The organism is Enterobacter sp. KB-280D8 (genome assembly GCF_041399405.1).
Lineage (GTDB): Bacteria > Pseudomonadota > Gammaproteobacteria > Enterobacterales > Enterobacteriaceae > Enterobacter > Enterobacter cloacae_N.
This window is the reverse complement of sequence record NZ_JBGKEC010000004.1, coordinates 149,076-175,868: the sequence shown is the minus strand read 5'-3', so window position 1 is coordinate 175,868 and position 26,793 is coordinate 149,076. Positions and strand designations below refer to the sequence as shown.

The window sequence follows — 26,793 nt, the reverse complement described above, 5'->3', positions numbered from 1 at the left end:
GACCATGCCAAAACGTACAGACATAAAAAGCATCCTGATCCTTGGCGCTGGCCCGATTGTCATCGGCCAGGCCTGTGAATTCGACTACTCCGGCGCGCAGGCGTGTAAAGCCCTGCGTGAAGAGGGCTACCGCGTTATTCTGGTGAACTCTAACCCGGCAACCATCATGACCGACCCGGAAATGGCCGATGCAACCTACATCGAGCCGATTCACTGGGAAGTGGTGCGTAAAATCATCGAGAAAGAGCGTCCGGACGCGGTCCTGCCAACCATGGGCGGCCAGACGGCGCTGAACTGTGCGCTGGAGCTTGAGCGTCAGGGCGTGCTGGCCGAGTTCGGCGTGACCATGATTGGTGCGACCGCCGACGCGATTGATAAAGCAGAAGACCGTCGCCGCTTCGACGTGGCGATGAAGAAAATCGGCCTCGACACCGCGCGTTCCGGTATTGCGCACAACATGGAAGAGGCGCTGGCCGTTGCGGCTGAAGTGGGTTATCCATGCATCATCCGTCCTTCCTTCACCATGGGCGGCACCGGCGGCGGTATTGCCTACAACCGCGAAGAGTTCGAAGAGATTTGCGAACGCGGTCTGGACCTTTCCCCAACCAAAGAGCTGCTGATTGATGAATCGCTGATTGGCTGGAAAGAGTACGAGATGGAAGTGGTGCGTGATAAAAACGACAACTGCATCATCGTCTGCTCCATCGAAAACTTCGATGCGATGGGTATCCACACCGGTGATTCCATCACCGTTGCGCCAGCCCAGACGCTGACCGACAAAGAGTATCAAATCATGCGTAACGCCTCGATGGCGGTACTGCGTGAAATCGGCGTGGAAACCGGCGGCTCTAACGTGCAGTTCTCCGTTAACCCGAAAACCGGCCGTCTGATTGTTATCGAAATGAACCCGCGCGTCTCCCGCTCCTCCGCGCTGGCCTCCAAAGCGACCGGCTTCCCGATTGCGAAAGTGGCGGCGAAGCTGGCGGTGGGTTATACCCTCGACGAGCTGATGAACGACATCACTGGTGGCCGCACCCCTGCGTCCTTCGAACCGTCCATCGACTACGTTGTGACTAAAATTCCTCGCTTTAACTTCGAGAAGTTCGCAGGCGCGAACGACCGTCTGACCACCCAGATGAAATCCGTCGGTGAAGTGATGGCGATTGGTCGCACGCAGCAGGAATCCCTGCAGAAAGCGCTGCGCGGCCTCGAAGTGGGCGCGACCGGCTTTGACCCGAAAGTGAGCCTGGACGACCCGGAAGCGCTGACCAAAATCCGCCGCGAGCTGAAAGACGCGGGCGCGGAGCGCATCTGGTACATCGCCGATGCCTTCCGTGCTGGCCTCTCCGTCGACGGCGTGTTCAACCTGACCAACATCGACCGCTGGTTCCTGGTGCAGATTGAAGAGCTGGTGCGTCTGGAAGAGAAAGTGGCAGAGCTGGGCATCAACGGCCTGGACGCAGACTTCCTGCGCATGCTGAAGCGTAAAGGCTTCGCCGACGCGCGTCTGGCTAAGCTGGCGGGCGTGCGCGAAGCGGAAATCCGTAAGCTGCGCGACCAGTATGACCTGCACCCGGTTTACAAGCGCGTGGACACCTGTGCGGCAGAGTTTTCCACCGACACCGCTTACATGTACTCCACCTATGAAGACGAGTGCGAAGCGAATCCGTCCGTCGACCGCGACAAGATTATGGTGCTGGGTGGCGGCCCAAACCGTATCGGCCAGGGCATCGAGTTTGACTACTGCTGTGTACACGCCTCGCTGGCGCTGCGCGAAGACGGTTACGAGACCATCATGGTCAACTGTAACCCGGAAACCGTCTCCACCGACTACGACACTTCTGACCGTCTCTACTTCGAGCCGGTTACCCTGGAAGACGTGCTGGAAATCGTGCGCATTGAGAAGCCAAAAGGCGTTATCGTGCAGTACGGCGGCCAGACCCCGCTGAAGCTGGCGCGCGCGCTGGAAGCGGCAGGCGTGCCGGTTATCGGCACCAGTCCGGATGCGATTGACCGTGCGGAAGACCGCGAGCGTTTCCAGCAGGCGGTTGACCGTCTGAAGCTGAAACAGCCTGCGAACGCCACCGTGACCGCTATCGAACAGGCTGTCGAGAAGGCGAAAGAGATTGGCTACCCGCTGGTGGTACGTCCTTCCTACGTACTGGGCGGCCGCGCGATGGAAATCGTTTATGACGAAGCCGACCTGCGCCGCTACTTCCAGACCGCGGTGAGCGTCTCCAACGATGCACCTGTGCTGCTCGACCGCTTCCTCGACGACGCGGTTGAAGTGGACGTTGACGCCATCTGCGACGGCGAAATGGTGCTGATTGGCGGCATCATGGAGCACATCGAGCAGGCGGGCGTACACTCCGGCGACTCCGCTTGTTCTCTGCCAGCGTACACGCTGAGTCAGGAGATTCAGGACGTGATGCGTCAGCAGGTGCAAAAGCTGGCCTTCGAACTGCAGGTCCGCGGCCTGATGAACGTTCAGTTCGCGGTAAAAGACAACGAAGTTTACCTGATTGAAGTGAACCCGCGTGCGGCACGTACCGTACCGTTCGTCTCTAAAGCCACTGGTATTCCGCTGGCGAAAGTGGCGGCACGCGTGATGGCAGGCCAGACGCTGGCTCAGCAGGGCGTGACAAAAGAGATCATCCCACCGTACTACTCGGTGAAAGAAGTGGTGCTGCCGTTCAACAAATTCCCGGGCGTTGACCCGCTGTTAGGGCCAGAAATGCGCTCTACCGGTGAAGTGATGGGCGTGGGCCGCACCTTCGCAGAAGCGTTCGCGAAGGCGCAGCTGGGCAGTAGCTCCACCATGAGAAAATCAGGCCGTGCGCTGCTCTCCGTTCGTGAAGGTGACAAAGAGCGCGTGGTTGACCTGGCCGCCAAGCTGCTGAAACAGGGCTTCGAACTGGATGCAACCCACGGTACGGCGATTGTGTTGGGCGAAGCCGGCATCAACCCGCGTCTGGTGAACAAGGTGCATGAAGGTCGTCCGCACATTCAGGATCGTATCAAGAATGGCGAATACACCTACATCATCAACACCACCGCAGGCCGCCAGGCGATTGAAGACTCCAAGCTGATTCGCCGCAGCGCGCTGCAGTACAAAGTGCACTACGACACCACCCTGAACGGCGGTTTCGCGACGGCCATGGCGCTGAACGCGGACGCCACCGAGAAGGTGATTTCGGTGCAGGAAATGCACGCGCAGATTAGCAAGTAAGACAAATTGCCCGGTGCCGTTCGGTAACCGGGCATTCTTCCTCTCTTCAGAACCTTCTGGTTTTTCATCCGCTTTCAGTCAGTTAGCCTAAAATGGTTAGGTCGATAACGAAATTCATCTGAGAGCAGGGGAAAACACCATGCAAAATAAATTACTGATCGCTTCCGTTCTGGCTGCCACGACAATGTTTACCGTTGCGGGCTGTTCGTCTAATCAGGCCGTAAAAACCACCGATGGCAGAACCATTGTCACCGACGGCAAACCGCAGGTGGATGACGATACCGGTCTGGTGTCTTACAAAAACGCTGAAACCGGCCAAACTGAGCAGATTAACCGTGACCAGGTTAAATCGATGGGCGAACTGGATAACTAATTCAGAATTCTGACGTAAGCCCGTCAATAATATTCACTATTAGCCTGTTGAATTACTGACTACACTCTTTTGTTAAAAGAAAGCAGTAACCACAGGCTAATCAATGATTCTGATAATTTATGCCCACCCTTATCCGCACCATTCGCATGCGAATAAGCGGATGCTTGAGCAGGTAAGGACGCTTGATAACGTAGAGATACGTTCCCTCTATGAACTCTATCCCGATTTCAATATCGATATCGCTGCCGAACAGGAGGCGCTTTCCCGTGCCGATCTGATTATCTGGCAGCATCCTATGCAGTGGTACAGCGCGCCCCCGCTCCTGAAGCTGTGGATTGATAAAGTCTTCTCCCATGGCTGGGCGTATGGTCACAACGGCCATGCGCTAAAAGGCAAAAGCCTGATGTGGGCGGTCACTACCGGCGGTGGGGAAAGCCACTTTGATATTGGTTCCTTTCCCGGGTTTGACGTGCTGGCGCAGCCGCTGCAGGCCACTGCGCTTTACTGTGGACTGAACTGGCTCCCGCCGTTTGCGATGCACTGCACCTTTGTTTGCGACGATGAAACGCTGCAGGCGCAGGCTCGCCATTATAAACAACGCTTACTTGAGTGGCAGGAGACGCACCATGGATAGCCATACGCTGATACAGGCGCTGATTTATCTCGGCGCGGCGGCACTGATTGTGCCCGTGGCGGTACGTCTGGGGCTGGGCTCTGTTCTCGGCTACCTGATTGCGGGCTGCGTCATTGGGCCGTGGGGCTTTCGACTGGTCACGGATGCGGAGGCGATCCTCCATTTCGCTGAAATTGGCGTGGTGCTGATGCTGTTTGTGATTGGCCTGGAGCTGGATCCGCAGAGATTATGGAAGCTTCGCGCCTCGGTATTTGGCGGAGGCGCGCTGCAGATGGTGGCCTGCGGCCTGCTGCTGGGCGGGTTCTGTATCCTGTTAGGCATGGACTGGAAAGTGGCTGAGCTTATCGGCATGACGCTGGCGCTCTCCTCAACGGCGATTGCCATGCAGGCGATGAACGAGCGAAATCTGACGGTCTCGCAGATGGGGCGCAGCGCGTTTTCGGTGCTGCTGTTCCAGGATATTGCCGCTATTCCGCTGGTGGCGATGATTCCGCTGCTGGCGGCAAGCGGCTCGTCCACGACGCTGGGTGCGTTCGCGCTTTCGGCATTAAAAGTCGTGGGGGCGCTGGCGCTGGTGGTCCTGCTGGGGCGCTACGTGACCCGTCCGTTACTGCGGTTTGTTGCCCGCTCGGGCCTGCGCGAAGTATTCAGCGCCGTGGCGCTGTTCCTGGTGTTTGGCTTTGGTTTGCTGCTTGAGGAAGCCGGACTGTCGATGGCGATGGGGGCCTTCCTCGCAGGCGTTCTGCTGGCGAGCTCTGAATACCGTCACGCGCTGGAAAGCGATATCGAGCCGTTCAAAGGGTTGCTGCTGGGGCTGTTTTTCATCGGGGTGGGGATGTCCGTCGACTTCGGCACGCTGGTCACGCACCCGCTGCGGATTGTCATCCTGCTCGTCGGTTTCCTCGTCATTAAAATGGTGATGCTGTGGCTGATTGCGCGCCCATTGAAGGTGCCGAACAAGCAGCGCCGCTGGTTTGCCGTGCTGCTGGGTCAGGGAAGCGAATTTGCGTTCGTGGTGTTTGGCGCCGCGCAGATGGCAAACGTGCTCGATCCCGAGTGGGCGAAAGCGTTGACGCTGGCGGTCGCGCTGTCGATGGCGGCGACGCCTGTTCTGCTGGTGGTTCTGACGCGCCTTGAAAAATCGGGTAGCGAGCAGGAGCGCGAAGCCGACGAGATCGACGAGGAGCAGCCGCGCGTTATCATCGCCGGATTTGGCCGCTACGGGCAGATCGTGGGGCGTTTACTGCTGTCGAGCGGGGTGAAGATGGTCATCCTCGATCACGACCCCGACCATGTTGATACCCTGCGTAAATTTGATATGAAGGTGTTTTACGGCGATGCGACCCGCGTCGACTTGCTGGAATCCGCCGGGGCGGCAAAAGCAGAGGTGTTGATTAACGCCATTGACGATCCGGAGACCAGCATGCAGATGGTGGAGCTGGTAAAAGAGCATTTCCCTGCGCTGACGATAATTTCCCGCGCGCGCGATGTAGATCATTACATCCGGCTGCGCCAGGCAGGGGTTGAGGCGCCGGAACGTGAGACATTCGAAGGCGCGCTGAAGTCTGGCCGGATGGCGCTGGAAAATCTGGGGCTCGGCGCGTATGAGGCGCGCGAACGTGCGGACCTGTTCCGCCGCTTTAACACCGGGATGGTGGAAGAGATGGCGGCGATGGCAGGCAGCACGGCCACGGAGCGTGCAGCGGTGTTTAAACGCACCAGCGCGATGCTGACGGAAATCATTAACGAGGACCGCAATCACCTGTCGCTGATCCAGCGTCACGGCTGGCAGGGCACGGAAGAGGGCAAGCACACCGGCGATCCGGCTGACGAGCCCGAGAGTAAACCTTCCGCGTGAAGTGGAGTTGCCAGCAATAATAAAAAATTTCTGTATCTTTACTCTGCCGCCAGTCGACGAAAGATTAAGCTTTCCGTATAGTGGCGGCAATTTTTTGCATCCGGGAAATTTTCAATGATCAGTCTGATTGCAGCGCTGGCGGTGGACCGCGTTATCGGTATGGAAAATGCCATGCCGTGGAACCTGCCTGCCGATCTCGCATGGTTTAAGCGTACTACGTTAAACAAGCCGGTAGTGATGGGCCGCCTGACCTGGGAGTCGATTGGTCGTCCATTGCCGGGCCGTAAGAATATCGTTATCAGCAGCCAGCCGGGCACTGACGATCGCGTTGAATGGGTTAAGTCCGTTGATGAAGCGATTGCCGCCTGTGGTGACGCGGAAGAGATCATGGTGATCGGTGGCGGTCGTGTGTATGAACAGTTCCTGCCAAAAGCGCAGAAGCTGTATCTGACCCACATTGATGCAGAAGTGGAAGGGGATACCCATTTCCCGGATTACGATCCGGACGAATGGGAATCTGTGTTCAGCGAATTCCACGACGCCGATGCGCAGAACTCCCACAGCTACTGCTTCGAGATTCTGGAGCGTCGTTAAGTGATTTTCCTACCCCTCTCCCCTCTTCCCAAAGGGGGGAGGGGACTGTTCGGTGCGGTCTTTTGGGGAGGGGGGCAATAGTCAGGAGGCAACGGCCTCACTTTCCCCTAAGTCCAGCTGTCGGTTGGACGGCTGCACAAAGTAAGCTTTATCTTCCCAGCGTAAGCAGGTTAACTCTCCGCCCCAGCAGCATCCGGTATCCAGACCGTAGATCCCGTCCGGCGTGCCTTTTCCTTCCAGCGCAGCCCAGTGACCAAATACCACGCTGTACTCGCTTGTCACCGGTCCAGGAATAGCAAACCACGGTTTGAGCGGGGCAGGCGCGCTTTCCGGTGTCTCTTTGGAATACATGTCCAACTGCCCGTTCGGGAAGCAGAAACGCATGCGGGTGAACGCATTGGTGATAAAGCGCAGGCGGGCCAGACCGCTGAGATCCTCGCTCCAGTGGTTCGGCATATCGCCGTACATGGCATCAAGGAAGAAAGGGTACGAGTCGCTCGCCAGCACCGCCTCTACGTCACGTGCGCAGGTTTTCGCTGTCTCAAGATCCCATTGTGGCGTGATCCCGGCATGGGCCATGACCAGCTTTTTCTCCTCGTCGACCTGAAGTAAGGGCTGACGGCGCAGCCAGTTAATCAGTTCGTCCGCGTCTGGCGCATCCAGCAGGGGAGAGAGGCGATCTTTAGGTTTGTTGCGGCTGATCCCGGCAAATACGGCCAGCAGGTGAAGATCGTGATTGCCCAGCACCATGCGAACGCTGTCGCCCAGCGATTTGACGAAACGTAAAACCTCAAGCGATCCCGGGCCGCGCGCGACTAAATCGCCCGTCAGCCAGAGCGTGTCCTGTCCTGGCGTAAAGTCGACCTGTTTTAACAATGCGATCAGTTCATCGTAGCAACCGTGAACGTCGCCAATCAGATATGTAGACATTAGATTAATGAATGAGTGTGGTTACGGCGAGACGGAACACAGGAATAGCAACGCGGAACACGTTGCCATCGACGTCGACCATTTCGTAATGGCCTTGCATGGTACCCAGCGGCGTTTCAATCACCGCGCCGCTGGTGTACTGGTACTCTTCGCCAGGGGCGATGTGGGGCTGCTCACCGACCACGCCTTCACCCTGAACTTCAATTTCGCGGCCATTGCCGTTAGTGATAAGCCAGTAGCGCCCGCGCAGCTGCACGGGCATCCGCCCCAGATTGCGAATGGTCACGGTGTAGGCAAAGACAAAACGCTCTTCATCCGGCGAGGATTGCGATTCAACATAGACGCTTTGTACATGGACACATACGCGGGGCGAATCAATCATGGCTTAACTCTCCTTCGGCGGCGCATTTTCGCTGATGTAATTAGCCAGCTTGCAGTACTGCTCTACGGAAATGTTTTCCGCACGCATTGCCGGGTCGATCCCCAGCTCTGCTAACACCTCAACGGTAAACGAATTGCTCAGGCTGTTACGGATCGTTTTACGGCGCTGGTTGAACGCTTCTGTTGTGATGCGGCTGAGTACGCGCAGATCTTTAACCGGATAAGGTTTTGTTTTGTGCGGCACCAGGCGCACAACCGCAGAATCTACTTTCGGTGGTGGCGTGAACGCGGACGGCGGTACTTCGAGTACCGGGATCACGTTGCAGTAATATTGTGCCATCACGCTTAAACGACCATACGCTTTACTGTTCGGCCCTGCAACCAGACGGTTAACAACCTCTTTTTGCAACATGAAGTGCATGTCGGCAATGGCATCAGTATAGCTAAAGAGGTGGAACATTAGCGGCGTGGAGATGTTATACGGCAGGTTGCCAAACACGCGCAGCGGCTGGCCCATTTTTTCCGACAGTTCGCCAAAGTTCATGGTCATGGCATCCTGCTGATAGATGGTCAGCTTTGGTCCGAGGAACGGGTGCGTTTGCAGGCGTGCGGCCAGGTCGCGGTCCAGTTCGATAACGGTCAGCTCGTCGAGGCGTTCGCCTACCGGCTCGGTCAGCGCGGCAAGACCCGGGCCGATTTCGACCATAGCCTGACCTTTCTGCGGATTAATAGCAGACACGATGCTTTCGATCACGAACTGATCGTTGAGAAAGTTTTGCCCGAAGCGTTTACGGGCTAAGTGGCCCTGATGGACTCGATTAGTCATTGAGTATTAACAATCATTTTGATGGCGAGATTAAGCGCCGTAATAAAACTGCCGACATCCGCTTTCCCCTGGCCTGCCAGATCCAGCGCAGTGCCGTGGTCAACGGATGTTCGAATAAAGGGTAAACCGAGGGTGATATTCACCCCGCGGCCAAAGCCCTGGTATTTTAGCACGGGCAGGCCCTGATCGTGGTACATCGCGAGCACGGCGTCGGCATTATCCAGGTATTTCGGCTGGAAAAGGGTATCCGCAGGCAGCGGTCCACTGAGATTCATCCCCTTCGCCCGCATTTCGTTGAGCACCGGAATAATGGTGTCGATCTCTTCGGTGCCCATGTGCCCGCCTTCTCCGGCGTGCGGATTCAGGCCGCAGACCAGCACGTGGGGCTGCGGGATCCCAAATTTTGTCTGTAGATCGTGGTGCAAAATCCCGATGATTTCGCGCAGGAGTTCAGGGGTGATCGCATCAGGAATGGCTTTGATCGGCAGATGGGTTGTCACCAGCGCAACGCGCATCGCTTCCGTCGCCAGCATCATCACCACTTTCGGGCTGTGCGAGCGCTCTTCGAAGAACTCCGTATGCCCGGTAAACGGTATGCCCGCTTCGTTGATGACGCCTTTGTGGACGGGGCCGGTGATCAGAGCGGCAAATTCGCCCTTCAGGCAACCGTCGCAGGCGCGAGCAAGGGTGTCAACGACGTAATGGCCGTTTTCCGTGCTGAGCTGGCCTGGAACAACGGGTGTACGAAGGGGGACAGAGAGCAGCGTGAGCGTACCGGCCTGCTGTGGTGCGGGCTGTTGGCCTTCATCGTAAGGGATGAGCGTTAGAGGCAGACCGAGCAGCTTCGCCCGGTCTTGTAACAGTGTTGCATCAGCGCAGACAACCAGTTCTACCGGCCAGCTGCGCTGGGCGAGCTGGACAACGAGGTCAGGCCCAATCCCGGCGGGTTCGCCGGGCGTGATAACAACACGATGCTGTTTCATTAGTTGCTCAGCACTTTCACATAAGCACTGGCGCGTTGTTCCTGCATCCAGGTTGCCGCTTCTTCAGAGAATTTACGGTTAAACAGCATACGGTAGGCTCTGTCTTTCTGCGCCGCATCCGTTTTGTCCACGTTGCGTGTGTCCATCAGCTCGATCAGATGCCAGCCAAATGAAGAGTGAACCGGGGCGCTGAGCTGACCCTTATTCAGCTTCATCAGTGCATCGCGGAAGGCAGGATCGTAAATGTCCGCTGCCGCCCAGCCCAGATCGCCGCCCTGGTTCGCAGAGCCAGGATCCTGAGAGAACTCCTTCGCTGCATTGGCAAACGAGGTTTTACCGCTCTTAATGTCCGCGGCAATCTGCTCCAGCTTCGCACGCGCCTGATCGTCAGTCATAATCGGTGACGGCTTCAGCAGAATGTGGCGAGCGTGAACTTCAGTCACGGAGATGTTCTGGCTCTGACCGCGCAGATCGTTCACTTTCAGAATGTGGAAGCCCACGCCTGAACGGATTGGACCCACAATATCGCCTTTCTTCGCCGTGCTCAGCGCCTGAGCAAAGATGGAAGGCAGCTCCTGAATACGTCCCCAGCCCATCTGGCCGCCTTTCAGCGCCTGCTGGTCAGCGGAGTAGGTGATAGCCAGCTTGCCAAAGTCGCTGCCGTTACGCGCCTGGTCGACAATAGAACGTGCCTGACTTTCTGCTTCCGCAGCCTGATCGGACGTTGGGTTCTCTGGCAGTGGGATCAGAATGTGGCTCAGGTTCAGCTCTGTGCTCGCATCGTTCTGGTTGCCCACCTGCTTTGCCAGCGCGTCCACTTCCTGCGGCAGGATCGTGACGCGGCGGCGCACTTCGTTGTTACGCACTTCCGAAATCAGCATCTCTTTACGGATCTGGTTGCGGTAGGTGGCGTAGCTGATACCGTCATAAGCCAGACGACTGCGCATCTGGTCTGGCGTCATGTTGTTCTGCTTTGCAATGTTAGCGATGGCCTGATCGAGCTGCTCGTCAGTCACCTTCACGCCCATTTTCTGACCCATCTGCAGGATAATCTGATCCATGATCAGACGCTCCAGGATCTGATGGCGCAGCGTGGCATCATCCGGAAGCTGCTGGCCTGCTTCGCCCGAATTGAGCTTCACGGATTTCATCAGACCGTCAACGTCACTTTCGAGCACGACGCCGTTGTTAACGACAGCCGCGACCTTATCAACAACCTGGGGGGCCGCGAAGCTGGTATTCGCAACCATAGCGACACCGAGCAGCAGCGTTTTCCAGTTCTTCATACTTTTTCCATTTCAATTAACCGCAAAGCGGATTACGTTGTAAATCAAGCACATTACAAAGAGCTACTGTACGGCAGAATGTTCGAACGCAGCATCTGATGTGTGCCAAGGCCGTAGTTGGAGCTCAGGCCGCGCAGTTCGACATTAAAGCCAATCACGTTATCGTATTTGCCCTGATTGTTTTCACTGTCCCAGCCGTTAAGCTTACGCTCATAACCGACGCGCAGCGCGTAACAGCAGGAGTTATATTGCAGACCCACCATCTGGTCCGCTGGCTTATTCGCGTTAGTGTCAAAGTAGTAAGCGCCTACGATTGACCAGCGGTCGGCGATAGGCCAGCTTGCTGTCGCACCGACCTGAGAAATACCGTCTGAATATTGCGGTAATTTCCAGTAATTAACGCTGTTCTGATCGTTGCTCTTCGGAAGCGTCGCCTGAATGTATTCCGGGCTAGCGTAGCGATAGCTTAGCTGAATCATGCGATCTTCATCACGACGATACTCTATAGCCGCACTACTATTAGCAATATTGTCGAGACGAGTATCATATTGCACTCCGCCACGCAGACCCCAACGATCGGTCATGCGCCAGTAAGTATCACCCGCCCAAACCAGCGATCCCGTTTTGTTGTTTTTCTCCCACTGAATGTTGTCATCGCCGGTGCGAGACTCGGTGAAATAGTAGATTTGACCAACAGAAACGTTAAAACGTTCAACTGCGGCATCATCATAAACGCGCGTAGTGACGCCTGTCGTTAACTGGTTAGCGGATGCGATGCGGTCCAGGCCGCCGTAAGTACGGTCGCGGAACAGGCCGCTGTAGTCAGACTGCAGCAAAGAAGAGTCGTAGTTCTGAATGCTGCTCTGATCGCGATACGGCACGTACAAATACTGCATACGCGGTTCAAGCGTCTGAGTATAACCATCCGCCAGCAGGCCCATATCACGCTCAAAGATTAGCTTCCCGTCCATTTTGAACTGTGGGAGCGTTCGGTTGACCGACTCTTCCAGATGTGCATTGTTAGTTGCGTTGTAATTATCAACATTTTTTTGCTGATAGTGAGTCGCCATCAGCTTGGCTTCGGTATTCAGGCTTGCCCAGTCGTTAGACCACGGCAAATTGATCGTCGGCTCAAGGTGAAGACGCGTGGCTTCCGGCATGTCTGAATCCGTGTTTACGAAATGCACTGCCTGAGCGTAAACACGGGTGTCGAATGGCCCTACGTTATTCTGGTACCAGTTTACGTCCAGCTGTGGTTCTGCACCATATGTAGGCGTGGACTGGTCAGAAAATACCTGGAACTGCTTGGTCGAGACGGTTGCATCAAAGTTCTGCACCGCATAGCCAACGCTGAATTTCTGCGTGGCATAGCCATCAGTGCTCGAACCATATTTGGACGAGAAGTCATTAAAATAGGACGAATCGCTAACTTTGGTGTAGTCAACGTTAAAGCGCCACACCTGATCCATCACCCCGGCATGCTGCCAGTAGAATAACCAGCGGTGTTTATCACCTTCCGTTGGATGCTCATCCTGGAACACTTTATCTGACGGCAGATAATCCAGCTCCATCAGGCCAGCCCCGGCCTGAGTCAGATAGCGGAACTCATTCTCCCACATGATGTTGCCGCGCTTGTGGATATAGTGCGGCGTGATCGTGGCGTCCATGTTGGGCGCGATGTTCCAGTAATACGGCAGGTAGAACTCAAAGTAATTCGAAGTGCTGTATTTGGCATTGGGAATCAGGAAACCTGAGCGACGCTTGTCACCCACGGGAAGCTGCAGGTAAGGGCTGTAGAAAACCGGAACTGGGCCGAGCTTAAAGCGGGCGTTCCAGATTTCCGCGACCTGTTCTTCACGGTCATGGATAACTTCGCTCCCGACCACGCTCCAGGTATTTGAACCCGGCAGACAGGATGTAAAGGAGCCATTCTCCAGAATCGTATAGCGGTTTTCACCGCGCTGCTTCATCAGGTCCGCTTTACCGCGTCCCTGGCGACCCACCATCTGGTAATCACCTTCCCAGACGTTAGTGTCTTTAGTATTCAGGTTTGACCAGGCTTTCGGACCTTTCAGGATGACCTGATTATCGTCATAGTGCACATTACCCAGCGCATCCACCGTTCGTACCGGCTCGGCCGCGCCTTCCGGCTGCTTCTGGTGCAACTGCACTTCATCCGCCTGCAGGCGGCTATTGCCCTGGTTAATATCCACATTGCCCGTAAACGTGGCATTGTCAGGATAAGTACCTTTGGAGCTATCGGCAGTAATGGTTACCGGCAAGCTATTTGTATCGCCCTCCACCAATGGGCGATTATAACTTGGGACGCCAAGCATACACTGCGAGGCGAGATCGGCCGCCAGCCCCTGTTGACTGTAAAGGGCGGAGCCAATCATTGTGGCCAGGAGGGTGGGGATACGTTTTTTCATACGTTATATTTTATTGTTCCGTCATCAGTGGCTACGGCTTACAAACGCTCAGAGACTATCTTACTCATCTGCGCAGTACCAGCGTTAATCCTGCCCGTTTGCGTGCCAGAGTGTTAGGCTCGCTATCGAATGACGAGTATGATAAAGCAAATTATAGGCGATGTCCTTCAATTGACCGTGACTTGAACACAGTGATGATGACGTTGCGTCGGCCAGGAATATGACTATCCGGGGAGTATATGCAGTATTGGGGTAAAATAATCGGCGTTGCGTTCGCCATCATCATGGGTGCCGGGTTCTGGGGGATTGTGCTTGGGCTTATTATCGGCCACATGTTTGATAAGGCGCGCAGCCGCAAAATGGCCTGGTTTGCCAATCAGCGCGAGCGTCAGTCACTCTTTTTCTCCACCACCTTTGAGGTTATGGGGCACTTAACCAAATCCAAAGGGCGTGTCACAGAAGCCGATATTCAGATTGCCAGCGTATTCATGGATCGCATGAATCTGCACGGTGAATCTCGTGTGGCTGCGCAAAATGCGTTTCGCATCGGTAAATCCGATAACTATCCGCTGCGTGAAAAGATGCGCCAGTTCCGCAGCATCTGCTTCGGACGTTTTGATTTAATTCGGATGTTTCTGGAAATCCAAATCCAGGCGGCATTTGCCGACGGTTCACTTCACCCTAATGAACGTGATGTGCTGTACGTCATTGCGGAAGAGCTGGGCATCTCCCGTATGCAGTTTGACCAGTTCCTGCGCATGATGCAGGGCGGGGCACAGTTTGGCGGCGGCTATCACCAGCAGTCGTCCGGTGGCGGCTGGCAGCAGGCGCAGCGTGGCCCGACGCTGGAAGATGCCTGCAACGTGCTTGGCGTGAAGCCCACGGACGATCAAACCACAATTAAACGTGCCTACCGTAAGCTGATGAGTGAACACCACCCGGACAAACTGGTCGCGAAAGGCTTACCGCCGGAAATGATGGAGATGGCGAAGCAAAAAGCGCAGGAAATCCAGAAAGCGTACGAGCTGATTAAAGAGAAGAAAGGTTTCAAATAAGCAAAAGCCCGACAGCGTCGGGCTTTTTTTTCAGAAGTCCACCGGGGCTTTAAACGTCATCGCGTTACCGAAGGCCGGGTGGGTGATGGTGAGCGTCTGCGCGTGCAGTTGCAGACGTGGCGCTAACGCCAGCGCTTCCGGCGGGGCGTAAAACCGGTCGCCCAGAATCGGATGACCCAGCGCAAGCATATGCACGCGCAGCTGGTGCGAACGTCCGGTAATCGGCTTAAGCAGGACGCGCGCGGTATTATCCGGCGCGTACTCCAGCACTTCATATTCGGTCTGCGCGGCCTTGCCGGTTTCATAACACACCTTCTGCTTTGGCCGGTTCGGCCAGTCGCATATCAGCGGCAAATCCACCAGCCCTTCCGACTGCGCCGGATGGCCCCAGACGCGGGCGACATACTGCTTTTTCGGCTCGCGCTCGCGGAACTGGCGCTTCAACTCACGCTCCGCCGCTTTATTCAGCGCCACCACAATCACGCCGCTGGTGGCCATATCCAGGCGATGGACGGACTCAGCCTGCGGAAAATCGCGCTGAATGCGCGTCATCACGCTGTCCTTGTGCTCGTCCAGGCGCCCCGGCACGGACAACAGGCCGCTCGGCTTGTTGACCACCATGATGTGTTCATCCTGATACAGAATGACCAGCCAGGGATCCTGCGGCGGATTATACGGCTCCATCACCATCTTGCGCTCCGTTTACTGATGCGTCACAACGATAAGACGCAGGGCATCCAGGCGCCAGCCCGCCTGATTCAGGCTTTCCAGCACCTGCTGACGGTTGCTTTCAATCGCCGCCAGCTCGTCGTCACGGATGTTCGGATTGACCGCTTTTAACGCTTCCAGACGGGACAGTTCGGCAGACAGTTTCTCGTCGGCTTCATTGCGCGCAGCGTCAATCAGTTCTCGGGCCGCTTTTTCAATCTGGGTTTCGCCCTGCTGAAGAATAGCGTGCACGTCCTGCTGCACCGCATTGACCAGCTTGCTGCCGGTATGGCGGTTCACCGCGCTCAGCTGACGGTTAAAGCTTTCGAACTCAACCTGTCCTGCGAGATTCGTACCGTTTTTATCCAGCAGCAGACGCACCGGCGTTGGCGGCAGGAAGCGGTTGAGCTGCAGCTGTTTCGGCGCCTGCGCTTCCACAACGTAGATCAGCTCCAGCAGCAGCGTGCCTACGGGCAGCGCCTTGTTTTTCAACAGGGAGATAGTGCTGCTGCCGGTATCGCCGGAGAGGATCAGATCCAGCCCGTTGCGGATCAGCGGGTGCTCCCAGGTGATGAACTGCGCATCTTCGCGGGACAGCGCCACATCACGCTCGAAGGTGATGGTACAGCCGTCTTCCGGCAGGCCCGGGAAATCCGGGACCAGCATGTGGTCTGACGGGGTAAGGACAATCAGATTCTCGCCACGATCGTCCTGGTTAATCCCGACGATGTCGAAGAGGTTCATGGAGAAGCTAATCAGACTAGTGTCGTCATCCTGTTCTTCAATGCTCTCAGCCAGCGCCTGCGCTTTTTCACCGCCGTTGGAGTGGATCTCCAGCAGGCGGTCGCGGCCCTGCTCAAGCTGCGCTTTCAGCGCGTCGTGCTGCTCGCGGCAGGACTTGATCAGATCGTCAAAGCCGTCGGTGTTTTCCGGCGCGGCCAGGAAGCCGATCAGATCGCCGTGCACCCGATCGTAAATGGTGCGGCCGGTTGGACAGGTATGTTCAAACGCATCCAGACCTTCGTGGAACCAGCGCACCAGCACGGACTGGGCGGTTTTTTCCAGATATGGGACGTGGATCTGAATATCATGCGCCTGACCAATACGATCCAGGCGGCCGATACGCTGCTCCAGCAGATCCGGGTTGAACGGCAGATCGAACATCACCAGATTGCTGGCGAACTGGAAGTTACGGCCTTCGGAGCCGATTTCAGAGCACAGCATCACCTGGGCGCCGCTGTCCTCTTCGCCAAACCAGGCGGCCGCGCGGTCGCGCTCGACGATGGACATCCCTTCGTGGAACACGGCGGCGCGAATGCCTTCGCGCTCGCGCAGGACCTGCTCCAGCTGCAGCGCGGTGGCCGCTTTGGCGCAGATCACCAGCACTTTCTGGGAGCGGTGCGCGGTCAGGTAGCCCATCAGCCACTCTACGCGCGGATCGAAGTTCCACCAGGTGCCGGTATCGCCTTCAAATTCCTGGTAAATCTGTTCCGGGTAGAGCATATCGCGGGCGCGCTCTTCCTGGGTTTTGCGCGCGCCCATAATGCCGGAGACTTTAATCGCCGTCTGATACTGGGTTGGCAGCGGCAGCTTGATGGTGTTCAGCTCGCGTTTCGGGAACCCTTTCACGCCGTTACGGGTGTTACGGAACAGCACGCGGCTGGTGCCGTGGCGGTCCATCAGCATGTCGATCAGCTCTTTGCGCGCGGATTCCGCGTTCTCGCTGTCGCTGTTCGCGGCCTGCAGCAGCGGTTCAATATCCTGCTCGCCAATCAGATCGCTCAGGGTGTTGAGCTCGTCGTTTGAGAGACGTTTTCCCGCCAGCAGCAGCGCGACGGCATCCGCAACCGGACGGTAGTTATTCTGCTCTTCCACAAACTGCGCGAAGTCGTGGAAACGGTTTGGATCGAGCAGGCGCAAGCGGGCGAAGTGGCTTTCCAGACCGAGCTGTTCCGGCGTTGCGGTCAGCAGCAGGACGCCGGGCACGCGCTCTGCAAGCTGTTCAATCGCCATATATTCGCGGCTCGGTGCGTCTTCGCTCCAGACCAGATGATGTGCTTCATCGACAACCATCAGATCCCACTCGGCGTCACACAGGTGCTCAAGACGCTGCTTGCTGCGGCGCACGAAGTCCAGGGAGCAGATCACCAGCTGTTCAGTTTCAAACGGGTTGTCGGCATCGTGCTGCGCTTCGGCATAGCGCTCGTCGTCGAACAGGGAGAAGCGCAGGTTAAAGCGGCGCAGCATCTCGACCAGCCACTGGTGCTGCAGGGTTTCTGGCACCACGATCAGCACGCGCTCGGCTGCGCCGGAAAGCAGCTGTTGATGCAGGATCATGCCAGCTTCAATGGTTTTACCCAGGCCCACTTCATCAGCCAGCAGCACGCGCGGCGCGTGGCGACGGCCCACGTCATGGGCGATATTCAGCTGGTGGGGGATCAGGCTGGTGCGCTGGCCGCGCAGGCCGCTCCACGGCATACGGTACTGCTCGCTCTGGAACTTGCGCGCGCGGTAGCGCAGGGAGAAACGATCCATGCGGTCAATTTGCCCGGCAAACAGGCGGTCCTGCGGCTTACTGAACACCAGTTTGCTGTCGAGCAGCACTTCACGCAGGATGACATTCGTCTCGTCGGTATCAAGACGCGTCCCGATGTAGGCGAGCAGTCCATTCTCTTCTTTTACGTCTTCAACCTTCAGTTGCCAGCCGTCGTGGCTGGTCACGGTGTCACCCGGATTAAACATCACGCGGGTTACAGGGGAGTCATTGCGGGCGTACAGGCGGTTTTCACCGGTGGCAGGGAAGAGGAGGGTAACCATGCGCGCATCAACGGCAACGACGGTTCCTAATCCAAGTTCGCTTTCTGTATCGCTGATCCAGCGTTGACCAAGTGTAAAAGGCATAGTTGTTCGGCTCTAATCTTTAATTGCAGGCAATAGTTCGACCCCCGTCAAAAAAGACGGTCATCGAAAAATGGGTCCGGGAATGGAAAGGGCGCTATGGTACTGGATGGCAGCCATTTCGTCACGCGTCAAAATAGGCCAAGTTGCCCTGTCACTAGTGTAGCAAAATCGTCGTCAATGAAGGGCAAAATTCCGTCGGCGACGGGCTGAAGCTGACGCGTAAGATAGTGATCGTAATCGAGCGGAGACTGCTGGTAATCAACGGGTTCCGGGCCGTTAATCGTCCAGACGTACTTAATGGTACCCCGATTTTGATACTGTGGCGCACGTCCGCGGCGCACGTTTTCTTCATCCGCCAGACGCGCGGCGCGCACGTGTGGAGGAACGTTGCGCTGGTACTCCGCCAGCGGGCGGCTCAGGCGTTTGCGGTAGACCAGCTGGTTATCCAGTTCGCCCGCCATCAGGCTGGCGATGGTTTCACGCACGTAATCCTGATACGGCTCGTTGCGAAACACTCGCAGGTAAAGGGTTTGCTGAAACTGCTGTGCCAGCGGCGTCCAGTCGGTGCGCACCGTTTCCAGGCCTTTAAAGACCATACGCTGCTTATCTCCTTCCTGAATCAGCCCGGCGTAGCGCTTCTTGCTGCCCTGATCGGTACCGCGAATGGTGGGCATTAAAAAGCGGGCAAAATGGGTTTCAAATTCCAGTTCTAATGCGCTGGTTAACCGCTCTTTTTGCAAATGTTCCTGCCACCAGGCGTTCACGAAAGCGACCAGTTCTTTGCCGATTCGCGAGGCATCCTCTTCTGTACGTGCGCTCTTAAGCCACACAAAGGTGGAATCCGTGTCGCCGTAGATAACGTCATAGCCCCGGGATTCAATCAGCGCTTTGGTCTGGCGCATGATGTCGTGCCCGCGCATGGTGATGGACGAGGCCAGACGGGGATCAAAGAAGCGGCAGGCGCTGGTCCCCAGCACGCCGTAAAAGGCGTTCATAATGATTTTCAGCGCCTGCGAGAGCGGCTTGTTGCCGTGGCGCTTGGCCTCATCGCGGCCGTGCCAGATGTTCCCCACGATTTCAGGCAGGCAGTGCTTTTCCCGCGAAAAACGGGCGCCGAGGAAACCGTCGGTGCTGTGGGCGTCGTCCGGCTGCGCCATGCCTTCTACCAGCCCGACGGGATCGATCAGGAAGGTGCGGATAATCGACGGGTAGAGGCTTTTGTAGTCCAGCACCAGAACCGAGTCATACAGTCCAGGCCGGGAGTCCATCACGTAGCCGCCGGGGCTGGCCTGCGGCGGCACGTCTCCGAGGTTGGGCGCAACATAGCCCGCACGGTGCATTCGTGGGAAATAGAGGTGGCTAAAGGCCGCTACCGAGCCGCCGTGCCTGTCTGCCGCCAGGCCGTTTACCGTCGCCCGCTCCAGCAGGAACGGCATGATCTCGGTTTTATGGAAAATCTGCGTCACCAGCTCGCAGTCTTTCAGGTTATAGGTAGCGAGCGCGGGTTTGTCTTCGTTGAAGCGCCGGTCGATCTCGTCCATGCGGTCCCACGGATTGTCGATGGATTTGCCTTCACCGAGCAATTCCTGCGCTACCGCTTCCAGAGAGAAGGAGGAGAAATTCCAGAAAGCGGATTTCAGCGCCTCGATGCCGTCGATAATCAGTCGTCCGTTGGCCTGCGCAAAGAACACGCCGTTCTTAAAGCCGTGCTCGCGCCACTCCAGCTCCGTATTTCCGCGCCCGAGCATCAGCGGGATGCGATACCGCTCGGCGTGTTTTTGCAGCACGCGCAGGTCAAACTGCACCACGTTCCAGCCGATCAGCACATCCGGGTCGTGCCTGGCAAACCACTGGTTAAGTTTCTCCAGCAACTGCGGGCGGCTGCTGACGTACTCAAGCTGAAAATCCAGCGCGGACGCATCGCCGTTCGGCGGCCCGAGCATATACACAACCCGCTTCCCGCAGCCTTCAAGACCGATGCAGTACAGTTCGCCATGACGGGTGGTTTCTATATCCAGGGAGACCCACTTCAGAGGTGGACGATAATGCGGATTCGGCTTCAGGCGAGCGTTGATGAGGGTGCCGTTTTGCTCTGCGCCGTCTACCCAGACGGGCGCGGTTATAAACCGCTCCATCAGAAAGCGTTCCGGCGGGCGGATATCCGCTTCGTAGAGCGTCACGCCCGCTTCGCGCAGCAGCTTTTCATAGCGCATCAGCTGGCGATGGGCGCGGCAGTAGAGGCCGTAAACCGGCTGGCGGTGGAAATCTTTCAGTTCAAGCTGGGTAATGCGCCAGCCGCTTTCGTCGCGCAGCAGCTGCTTCACCTTTTCGACGTGCGTTTCAGGGATAAATGCCACGGACTCCTGCGGCGGCAGCGTAACGTGCAGCGGGCCGTTGTCCGTCGCCAGCCAGAACGCGACCTCGGTGCCCTGAGGGGTATCCCGCCAGTGTCGGGTCAGTAAAAAGCCTTCTTGCGCCTGTGCCACGCCGCTATCCCATAAAACAAAACCAGGCCTGATTATAGCCTGGTTGAATGTTTTATGCTGGAGATATATACAGTTTATTGTCCGTAATAGGCCTTCGCGCCGTGCTTGCGCAGGTAGTGTTTATCCAGCAGGGTTTGCTGCATATCCGGTAGTTGCGGCGCGAGCTGGCGACAGAAGATCCCCATATAGGCCACCTCTTCGAGCACGATCGCGTTATGCACCGCATCTTCCGCGTTTTTACCCCAGGCAAACGGGCCGTGGGAGTGCACCAGCACGCCGGGCATCTGCGCCGCGTCGATTCCCTGTTTTTCGAAGGTTTCGACAATTACGTTACCCGTTTCCCACTCGTACTCACCGTTGATCTCTGCATCGGTCATCAGACGCGTGCAGGGAATGGTGCCGTAAAAGTAGTCCGCGTGGGTGGTGCCGGTCGCCGGGATCGACTGGCCCGCCTGCGCCCAGATGGTCGCGTGACGAGAATGGGTATGCACAATGCCGCCGATGGTCGGGAATGACCGGTACAGCAGGCGGTGAGTGGGCGTATCGGATGACGGTTTTTTGTTACCTTCCACCACTTCACCCGTCTCGATGCTGACCACCACCATATCGTCCGCGGTCATCACCGTGTAATCCACGCCGGAAGGCTTGATCACGAACACGCCTTTTTCCCGGTCAACGGCGCTGACGTTGCCCCAGGTCAGGGTCACCAGGTTATGTTTCGGCAGCGCCAGGTTGGCTTCGAGCACCTGACGTTTGAGATCGTCTAACATTGTTGTCTCCCTGCCCGGTGGGCGTAGCGCCACCGGGCATTCCGTACTTAGCGTTTTGAACCGTAATAGACTTCGTTCCAGCGCAGCGCGTCCTTAAAGGCGGGCAGGCGGGTATCGTTATCAATGACGGTCAGCTCGATATCGTGCAGCTCGGCGAACTGACGCATGTCGTTCAGATCCAGCGCGTGGCTGAACACCGTGTGGTGCGCGCCGCCGGCCAGGATCCACGCCTCTGACGCGGTCGGCAGGTCCGGCTGCGCTTTCCACAGGGCGTTGGCGACAGGCAGTTTCGGCAGGGAATGTGGCGTTTCAACCGCATCGACGCAGTTCACCAGCAGGCGGAAACGATCGCCCAGATCGATCAGGCTGGCGTTGATGGCCGGGCCGGTGCGGGTGTTGAAGATCAGACGCGCCGGATCGGCTTTGCCGCCGATGCCGAGATACTGCACGTCGAGGATCGGTTTCTCTTCGACGGCGATAGAAGGGCACACTTCCAGCATGTGGGAGCCGAGCACCAGGTCGTTGCCGTTTTCGAAGTGGTAGGTGTAGTCCTCCATAAAGGAGGTGCCGCCCTGCAGACCGGTCGACATCACCTTCATGATGCGAAGCAGAGCGGCAGTTTTCCAGTCGCCTTCGCCTGCAAAGCCGTAGCCCTGCTGCATCAGACGTTGTACAGCCAGGCCCGGCAGCTGTTTCAGGCCGTGGAGGTCTTCAAAAGTGGTAGTAAAAGCGTGGAAGCCACCCTGTTCCAGGAAGCGCTTCATGCCCAGCTCAATGCGCGCTGCATCCAGCACGTTCTGGCGCTTGTCGCCGTTGATTTGTGCCGCAGGGGTCAGGCGGTAGCTGCTTTCGTATTCATCCACCAGCGCGCTCACGTCGCCGTCGCTGATTTCATTCACCACCTGCACCAGGTCGCCCACTGCCCATGTATTTACGGAGAAGCCGAATTTAATCTGCGCAGCGACTTTATCGCCGTCGGTGACCGCCACTTCACGCATGTTGTCGCCGAAACGCACCACTTTCAGGTGGCGGGTATCCTGCTTAGAGACCGCCTGTCGCATCCAGGAGCCGATACGTTGTTGCGCCTTGCCATCCTGCCAGTGGCCGGTGACCACCGCGTGCTGCTGGCGCATGCGCGCGCCGATGAAGCCAAACTCGCGGCCGCCGTGCGCGGTCTGGTTCAGGTTCATGAAGTCCATGTCGATGCTGTCCCACGGCAGGGAGGCATTGAACTGGGTATGGAACTGCAGCAGCGGTTTGTTGAGGATAGACAGACCGTTGATCCACATTTTGGCCGGAGAGAAGGTATGCAGCCACACCACCAGACCTGCGCATTTATCGTCGTAGTTCGCGTCGCGGCAGATGTGGGTAATTTCGTCCGGCGTGGTGCCCAGCGGTTTCAGTACCAGTTTGCACGGCAGTTTGGCTTCCGCGTTCAGCGCGTTAACCACGTGCTCCGCGTGTTTCGTCACCTGCTGCAGCGCTTCCGGTCCGTACAGATGCTGGCTGCCAATCACAAACCACACTTCATAGTTATTAAAAATGGTCATCATCGTGTCCTTAATGGGTCAGGGTTGCCGTAGTGTCCGCGGTGCTTTTGGCCGGGGCGGCGACAGGGAGATAGTGAAGTTCGGCGCTTTTTGCCCATTGCTGGTAGCGCTGATAAAGCTGTTCAAAGCGTTGTGCCTGCCGGGCATGCGGCTGGAGCGTATTTTCGACGGCGCTCGCCATATGCTGCTGTGCGGTCGGGATATCGGAATGCACGCCTGCGGCCACGGCAGCGAAAATCGCCGCGCCCAGCGCGCAGCACTGATCGGAAGCCACAATCTGCAGCGGACGGTTCAGCACGTCGCAGCAGGCCTGCATAATCACCGGGTTTTTACGGGCGATGCCGCCCAGCGCCATCACGTTGTTCACGTCGATGCCCTGCTCGGTGAAGCACTCCATAATGGCGCGGGCACCGAAGGCCGTTGCGGCAATCAGGCCGCCGAACAGCGCTGGAGCGTCGGTCGCCAGGTTGAGATCGGTAATCACCCCTTTCAGACGCTGGTTGGCAAACGGCGTGCGGCGACCGTTAAACCAGTCCAGCACCACCGGGAGGTGATCGAGAGACGGATTTTTGGCCCAGGCTTCGGTGAGCTGCGGCAGGAGCTGCTTTTTGCTGTCGGCAATCTGGGGTTTCAGCTCTGGATGCGCCGCTGCCAGCTGGTCCAGAGGCCAGCCCAGCACGCGGCCAAACCAGGCGTAAATATCGCCAAACGCGGACTGACCGGCTTCCAGACCGATGAAGTCCGGCACCACGCTGCCGTCAACCTGGCCGCAGATGCCTTTCACCGCGCGGTCGCCGACGCTGGCTTTATCTGCCGTCAGAATGTCGCAGGTCGAAGTACCGATAACTTTTACCAGGGTGTTGGGCTGCGCGCCCGCGCCCACGGCGCCCATATGACAGTCAAACGCGCCGCCGGAGATGGTCACGTTCTGCGGCAGGCCGAGACGCGTCGCCCACTCTTCACAAAGCGTGCCGACCGGAATATCGGCGGTGAAGGTGTCGGTAAACAGCGGGTATTTGAGATTCTTGTTGATGATTGGGTCGAGTTCATCAAAGAACGCGGCCGGAGGCAGGCCGCCCCAGCTTTCATGCCACAGGGATTTATGCCCGGCGCTGCAGCGCCCGCGGCGAATATCCTGCGGCCGGGTGGTGCCGGAGAGCAGGGCAGGCACCCAGTCGCACAGCTCAATCCAGGACGCCGCGGCCTGCGCAACGGTTGCGTCGGCGCGGGTGACGTGGAGGATTTTGGCCCAGAACCATTCGCTGGAGTAAATCCCGCCGATGTAGCGTGAGTAGTCTGTTTTGCCCGGCTGATGGCACAGGCGCGTGATGGCTTCGGCCTCTTCCACGGCAGTATGGTCTTTCCACAGCACGAACATGGCGTTCGGGTTGTCGGCAAACTCCGGGCGCAGTGCCAGCACGCGGCCTTCGGCATCCACCGGGGCAGGCGTGGAGCCGGTGCTGTCGACGCCAATCCCCACGACCTGGGCCCGCTGGGCGTCCGTCAGTTCGGCCAGTACGGTTTTGATTGCCGCTTCCATCGACTCAATGTAGTCCCGCGGGTGATGACGGAACTGGTTGTTCGCCGCATCGCAGTAGCGCCCTTCCTGCCAGCGCGGGTACCACTCAACGCTGGTTGCTATCTCCTGGCCGGACGTACAGTCCACTGCCAGCGCGCGAACCGAGTCGCTGCCAAAATCGAGGCCAATTGCAATTGCCATGGTGTTGCTCCATCCAAAAAACAGGTATGGAAGAACATTAGAGACTGGGGGCGAAAATCGTCAGGCAGGATCCGCTAATCTTATGGACTAAATTGCTGTTACGACGGAAAGTGTGACGCCGTGCAAATATTCAATGTGGACATTTCTGCCGCACTTATAGACACTTTTGTTACTGCTTATCTGCCTGTACTGGCGGAGAAATCAGGGGGAAAGGCTGAAACATGGCGGACGTAAAAGAGGCGTGATGCTTTTTGGATCTTTTCGCAGGCCATTTTTATACTGCTTTTAGTGATATGGACAATTGGTTTCCTTCAGGACCCTTGGGAGAACTGAATCTATGGCCGAAACGCAAAACGATCCCCTGTTGCCGGGATACTCGTTTAACGCGCACCTTGTGGCGGGACTGACCCCTATCGAGGCTGAGGGATATCTCGATTTTTACGTCGACCGACCGCTCGGGATGAAAGGGTATATTCTCAACCTGACCGTGCGGGGGGAAGGGATCATCAAGAACGGTGACCAGCAGTTTGTCTGCCGTCCCGGCGATATCCTGCTGTTTCCGCCGGGAGAGATCCACCACTACGGGCGTCATCCGGATGCTAAAGAGTGGTATCACCAGTGGGTCTATTTTCGCCCGCGCGCCTACTGGCAGGAGTGGCTTTCGTGGCCGGCTATTTTTGCGCATACCGGCTTTTATCGCCCGGATGAGGTTCATCTGGCGCAGTTTCGCGAACTGTTCGCGCAGATTATTGAGGCGGGGCAGGCCGGCGGGCGCTATGCCGAACTGCTGGCGATAAACCTGCTTGAGCAGGTGCTGCTGCGCCGCATGGAGGCCATCAACGAATCGCTTAACCCACCGCTGGATAACCGCGTCCGCGACGCCTGCCAGTACATTAGCGACCATCTGGCCGACAGCCAGTTTGATATCGCCAGCGTCGCCCAACACGTCTGTCTGTCGCCGTCGCGGCTGTCGCATCTGTTCCGCCAGCAGCTGGGCGTCAGCGTTCTGAGCTGGCGTGAGGATCAGCGCATCAGTCAGGCGAAGCTGCTGCTCAGCACCACCCGAATGCCGATTGCTACCGTTGGGCGCAACGTGGGATTTGAAGATCAGCTCTATTTTTCTCGCGTGTTTAAGAAATGCACCGGCGCGAGCCCGAGCGAATTCCGCGCGGGATGTGAATAAACGGTAAAAAAAGATAAACAAGCAGGTGAATGCGGAAAGCAACCTGTAAACTATTCAGACAATTGTTGCCTTGACGCGGTGCGGGGCGCTAAGCAGAATCGCTGATTCGTTTTCTGACCGGAATAGTTATGCAGGCATTGCTGGAACACTTTATTACCCAGTCCGTTATGTACTCGCTCATCGCCGTGGCGCTGGTGGCGTTTCTGGAATCGCTGGCGCTTGTTGGGTTGATCCTGCCCGGAACCGTGATGATGGCGGGGCTTGGCGCGCTGATCGGCAGCGGCGAGGTTAATTTCTGGCAGGCGTGGCTGGCCGGGATTATCGGTTGCCTGATGGGGGACTGGATCTCCTTCTGGCTGGGCTGGCGCTTTAAGAAGCCGCTGCACCGCTGGTCTTTTATGAAAAAGAACAAAGCGCTGCTGGATAAAACCGAGCATGCCCTGCATCAGCACAGCATGTTTACCATTCTGGTAGGCCGCTTCGTTGGGCCAACGCGTCCGCTGGTGCCGATGGTGGCGGGGATGCTGGACCTTCCGGTCGCGAAGTTCGTGGTGCCGAACATCATCGGCTGCGTCTTCTGGCCGCCGTTTTACTTCCTGCCGGGGATCCTCGCCGGCGCGGCGATTGATATCCCTGACGGCATGCAAAGCGGTGAGTTTAAGTGGCTGCTGCTGGGCACGGCTGTGCTGCTGTGGCTGGCGGCCTGGCTCTGCTGGCGGCTATGGCGCAGCGCGAAAGCCAGCGTCGATCGCCTGACGCGCTATCTTCCGCGCTCTCGTCTTTTGTGGCTGGCCCCGCTGACGCTGGGCGTTGCGGTGGTGGCCCTGGTGGTGCTGATTCGTCACCCGCTGATGCCGGTGTACGGCGAGATTCTGTTGAAGGTGGTAAGCCGTTAAG

The 26,793-nt window shown here is 57.4% G+C and carries 20 protein-coding genes; 8 read left to right on the top strand and 12 right to left on the bottom strand.

The genetic code is table 11. The annotated features are described in order from the left end of the window. Positions 1-4 precede the first annotated feature (4 nt). From carB to folA, 5 genes are all read left to right on the top strand, one after another. Positions 5-3,229, top strand: a complete 3,225-nt coding sequence (gene carB / locus AB8818_RS13765) for a carbamoyl-phosphate synthase large subunit (RefSeq protein WP_008502028.1) — start codon at positions 5-7, stop codon at positions 3,227-3,229. Between the two features lie 139 nt (positions 3,230-3,368). After that, positions 3,369-3,602, top strand: a complete 234-nt coding sequence (locus AB8818_RS13760) for a YgdI/YgdR family lipoprotein (RefSeq protein ID WP_116342438.1) — start codon at positions 3,369-3,371, stop codon at positions 3,600-3,602. Positions 3,603-3,705: 103 nt separating this feature from the next. Further along, positions 3,706-4,236: a glutathione-regulated potassium-efflux system oxidoreductase KefF gene (gene kefF, locus AB8818_RS13755; RefSeq protein ID WP_192981969.1), complete on the top strand. Its 531-nt coding sequence runs from the start codon at positions 3,706-3,708 to the stop codon at positions 4,234-4,236. Further along, the gene (gene kefC / locus AB8818_RS13750) at positions 4,229-6,094 is read left to right on the top strand and encodes a glutathione-regulated potassium-efflux system protein KefC (RefSeq protein ID WP_192981971.1); all 1,866 of its coding nucleotides are present in this window, start codon (positions 4,229-4,231) and stop codon (positions 6,092-6,094) included. The genes kefF and kefC overlap by 8 nt, the downstream gene beginning before the upstream one ends. A 114-nt stretch (positions 6,095-6,208) precedes the next feature. Continuing rightward, positions 6,209-6,688 carry a type 3 dihydrofolate reductase gene (folA, locus tag AB8818_RS13745; protein ID WP_006173915.1) on the top strand — a complete coding sequence of 160 codons (480 nt, stop codon included), beginning with the start codon at positions 6,209-6,211 and terminating at the stop codon, positions 6,686-6,688. Positions 6,689-6,769: 81 nt separating this feature from the next. Here the strand turns inward: folA and apaH are convergent, their stop codons facing one another. Genes apaH through lptD form a run of 6 tightly spaced genes read right to left on the bottom strand, consistent with a single transcriptional unit; the run spans position 6,770 to position 13,523 of the window. After that, positions 6,770-7,618 (bottom strand): bis(5'-nucleosyl)-tetraphosphatase (symmetrical) ApaH, encoded by an 849-nt coding sequence (gene apaH / locus AB8818_RS13740; protein WP_116342444.1) that lies wholly within the window; start codon positions 7,616-7,618, stop codon positions 6,770-6,772. A 4-nt stretch (positions 7,619-7,622) separates the two neighbouring features. Continuing rightward, entirely contained in the window at positions 7,623-8,000 is a 378-nt protein-coding gene (gene apaG, locus AB8818_RS13735; RefSeq protein ID WP_014882505.1) for a Co2+/Mg2+ efflux protein ApaG, read from the bottom strand. Between the two features lie 3 nt (positions 8,001-8,003). Then, positions 8,004-8,825 carry a 16S rRNA (adenine(1518)-N(6)/adenine(1519)-N(6))-dimethyltransferase RsmA gene (gene rsmA, locus AB8818_RS13730; RefSeq protein WP_008502020.1) on the bottom strand — a complete coding sequence of 274 codons (822 nt, stop codon included), beginning with the start codon at positions 8,823-8,825 and terminating at the stop codon, positions 8,004-8,006. Continuing rightward, positions 8,822-9,808 (bottom strand): 4-hydroxythreonine-4-phosphate dehydrogenase PdxA, encoded by a 987-nt coding sequence (pdxA, locus tag AB8818_RS13725; protein WP_163330298.1) that lies wholly within the window; start codon positions 9,806-9,808, stop codon positions 8,822-8,824. The genes rsmA and pdxA overlap by 4 nt, the downstream gene beginning before the upstream one ends. Beyond that, positions 9,808-11,094: a peptidylprolyl isomerase SurA gene (gene surA, locus AB8818_RS13720; protein WP_116342448.1), complete on the bottom strand. Its 1,287-nt coding sequence runs from the start codon at positions 11,092-11,094 to the stop codon at positions 9,808-9,810. Before surA ends, pdxA begins: the two co-directional genes overlap by 1 nt. A gap of 53 nt (positions 11,095-11,147) precedes the next feature. Next, on the bottom strand, positions 11,148-13,523 hold the full coding sequence (lptD, locus tag AB8818_RS13715) for an LPS assembly protein LptD (RefSeq protein ID WP_116342450.1): 2,376 nt from the start codon (positions 13,521-13,523) through the stop codon (positions 11,148-11,150). 239 nt (positions 13,524-13,762) lie between these two features. Between lptD and djlA the strand changes: the two genes are divergently transcribed. Then, on the top strand, positions 13,763-14,578 hold the full coding sequence (gene djlA / locus AB8818_RS13710) for a co-chaperone DjlA (protein ID WP_163330299.1): 816 nt from the start codon (positions 13,763-13,765) through the stop codon (positions 14,576-14,578). A gap of 30 nt (positions 14,579-14,608) precedes the next feature. Here the strand turns inward: djlA and rluA are convergent, their stop codons facing one another. The 6 genes from rluA to araB form a co-directional block, all read right to left on the bottom strand. Next, on the bottom strand, positions 14,609-15,268 hold the full coding sequence (gene rluA / locus AB8818_RS13705; protein WP_192981975.1) for a bifunctional tRNA pseudouridine(32) synthase/23S rRNA pseudouridine(746) synthase RluA: 660 nt from the start codon (positions 15,266-15,268) through the stop codon (positions 14,609-14,611). Positions 15,269-15,280: 12 nt separating this feature from the next. Beyond that, positions 15,281-18,187: an RNA polymerase-associated protein RapA gene (rapA, locus tag AB8818_RS13700; RefSeq protein WP_371199906.1), complete on the bottom strand. Its 2,907-nt coding sequence runs from the start codon at positions 18,185-18,187 to the stop codon at positions 15,281-15,283. 128 nt (positions 18,188-18,315) lie between these two features. After that, entirely contained in the window at positions 18,316-20,673 is a 2,358-nt protein-coding gene (polB, locus tag AB8818_RS13695; protein WP_192981978.1) for a DNA polymerase II, read from the bottom strand. 74 nt (positions 20,674-20,747) lie between these two features. Then, positions 20,748-21,443 carry an L-ribulose-5-phosphate 4-epimerase gene (araD, locus tag AB8818_RS13690; protein ID WP_025758012.1) on the bottom strand — a complete coding sequence of 232 codons (696 nt, stop codon included), beginning with the start codon at positions 21,441-21,443 and terminating at the stop codon, positions 20,748-20,750. A gap of 47 nt (positions 21,444-21,490) precedes the next feature. Further along, complete coding sequence (gene araA / locus AB8818_RS13685; RefSeq protein ID WP_032649842.1) at positions 21,491-22,993, bottom strand: L-arabinose isomerase; 1,503 nt, start codon at positions 22,991-22,993, stop codon at positions 21,491-21,493. Between the two features lie 10 nt (positions 22,994-23,003). After that, entirely contained in the window at positions 23,004-24,713 is a 1,710-nt protein-coding gene (gene araB, locus AB8818_RS13680) for a ribulokinase (RefSeq protein WP_192981980.1), read from the bottom strand. A 337-nt stretch (positions 24,714-25,050) separates the two neighbouring features. On the opposite strand from araB, the gene araC reads away from it, so the two are divergent. Both araC and AB8818_RS13670 read left to right on the top strand, forming a co-directional pair. Further along, entirely contained in the window at positions 25,051-25,896 is an 846-nt protein-coding gene (gene araC, locus AB8818_RS13675; RefSeq protein ID WP_116342460.1) for an arabinose operon transcriptional regulator AraC, read from the top strand. 128 nt (positions 25,897-26,024) lie between these two features. Further along, a complete protein-coding gene (locus AB8818_RS13670; RefSeq protein WP_163330303.1) occupies positions 26,025-26,792 on the top strand; it encodes a DedA family protein in 768 nt (255 codons plus the stop codon). Position 26,793: the final 1 nt, after the last annotated feature.

Excerpts from the sequence above, each read along its gene's own strand:
- araA (WP_032649842.1), bottom strand. The coding sequence starts at position 22,993 with ATGACCATTTTTAATAACTATGAAGTGTGGTTTGTGATTGGCAGCCAG.
- araB (WP_192981980.1), bottom strand. The coding sequence starts at position 24,713 with ATGGCAATTGCAATTGGCCTCGATTTTGGCAGCGACTCGGTTCGCGCG.
- AB8818_RS13670 (WP_163330303.1), top strand. The coding sequence starts at position 26,025 with ATGCAGGCATTGCTGGAACACTTTATTACCCAGTCCGTTATGTACTCG.
- apaH (WP_116342444.1), bottom strand. The coding sequence starts at position 7,618 with ATGTCTACATATCTGATTGGCGACGTTCACGGTTGCTACGATGAACTG.
- rsmA (WP_008502020.1), bottom strand. The coding sequence starts at position 8,825 with ATGACTAATCGAGTCCATCAGGGCCACTTAGCCCGTAAACGCTTCGGG.
- djlA (WP_163330299.1), top strand. The coding sequence starts at position 13,763 with ATGCAGTATTGGGGTAAAATAATCGGCGTTGCGTTCGCCATCATCATG.
- kefC (WP_192981971.1), top strand. The coding sequence starts at position 4,229 with ATGGATAGCCATACGCTGATACAGGCGCTGATTTATCTCGGCGCGGCG.
- carB (WP_008502028.1), top strand. The coding sequence starts at position 5 with ATGCCAAAACGTACAGACATAAAAAGCATCCTGATCCTTGGCGCTGGC.
- AB8818_RS13760 (WP_116342438.1), top strand. The coding sequence starts at position 3,369 with ATGCAAAATAAATTACTGATCGCTTCCGTTCTGGCTGCCACGACAATG.
- pdxA (WP_163330298.1), bottom strand. The coding sequence starts at position 9,808 with ATGAAACAGCATCGTGTTGTTATCACGCCCGGCGAACCCGCCGGGATT.
- folA (WP_006173915.1), top strand. The coding sequence starts at position 6,209 with ATGATCAGTCTGATTGCAGCGCTGGCGGTGGACCGCGTTATCGGTATG.
- araD (WP_025758012.1), bottom strand. The coding sequence starts at position 21,443 with ATGTTAGACGATCTCAAACGTCAGGTGCTCGAAGCCAACCTGGCGCTG.
- lptD (WP_116342450.1), bottom strand. The coding sequence starts at position 13,523 with ATGAAAAAACGTATCCCCACCCTCCTGGCCACAATGATTGGCTCCGCC.
- rapA (WP_371199906.1), bottom strand. The coding sequence starts at position 18,187 with ATGCCTTTTACACTTGGTCAACGCTGGATCAGCGATACAGAAAGCGAA.
- rluA (WP_192981975.1), bottom strand. The coding sequence starts at position 15,268 with ATGGTGATGGAGCCGTATAATCCGCCGCAGGATCCCTGGCTGGTCATT.
- surA (WP_116342448.1), bottom strand. The coding sequence starts at position 11,094 with ATGAAGAACTGGAAAACGCTGCTGCTCGGTGTCGCTATGGTTGCGAAT.
- kefF (WP_192981969.1), top strand. The coding sequence starts at position 3,706 with ATGATTCTGATAATTTATGCCCACCCTTATCCGCACCATTCGCATGCG.
- apaG (WP_014882505.1), bottom strand. The coding sequence starts at position 8,000 with ATGATTGATTCGCCCCGCGTATGTGTCCATGTACAAAGCGTCTATGTT.
- araC (WP_116342460.1), top strand. The coding sequence starts at position 25,051 with ATGGCCGAAACGCAAAACGATCCCCTGTTGCCGGGATACTCGTTTAAC.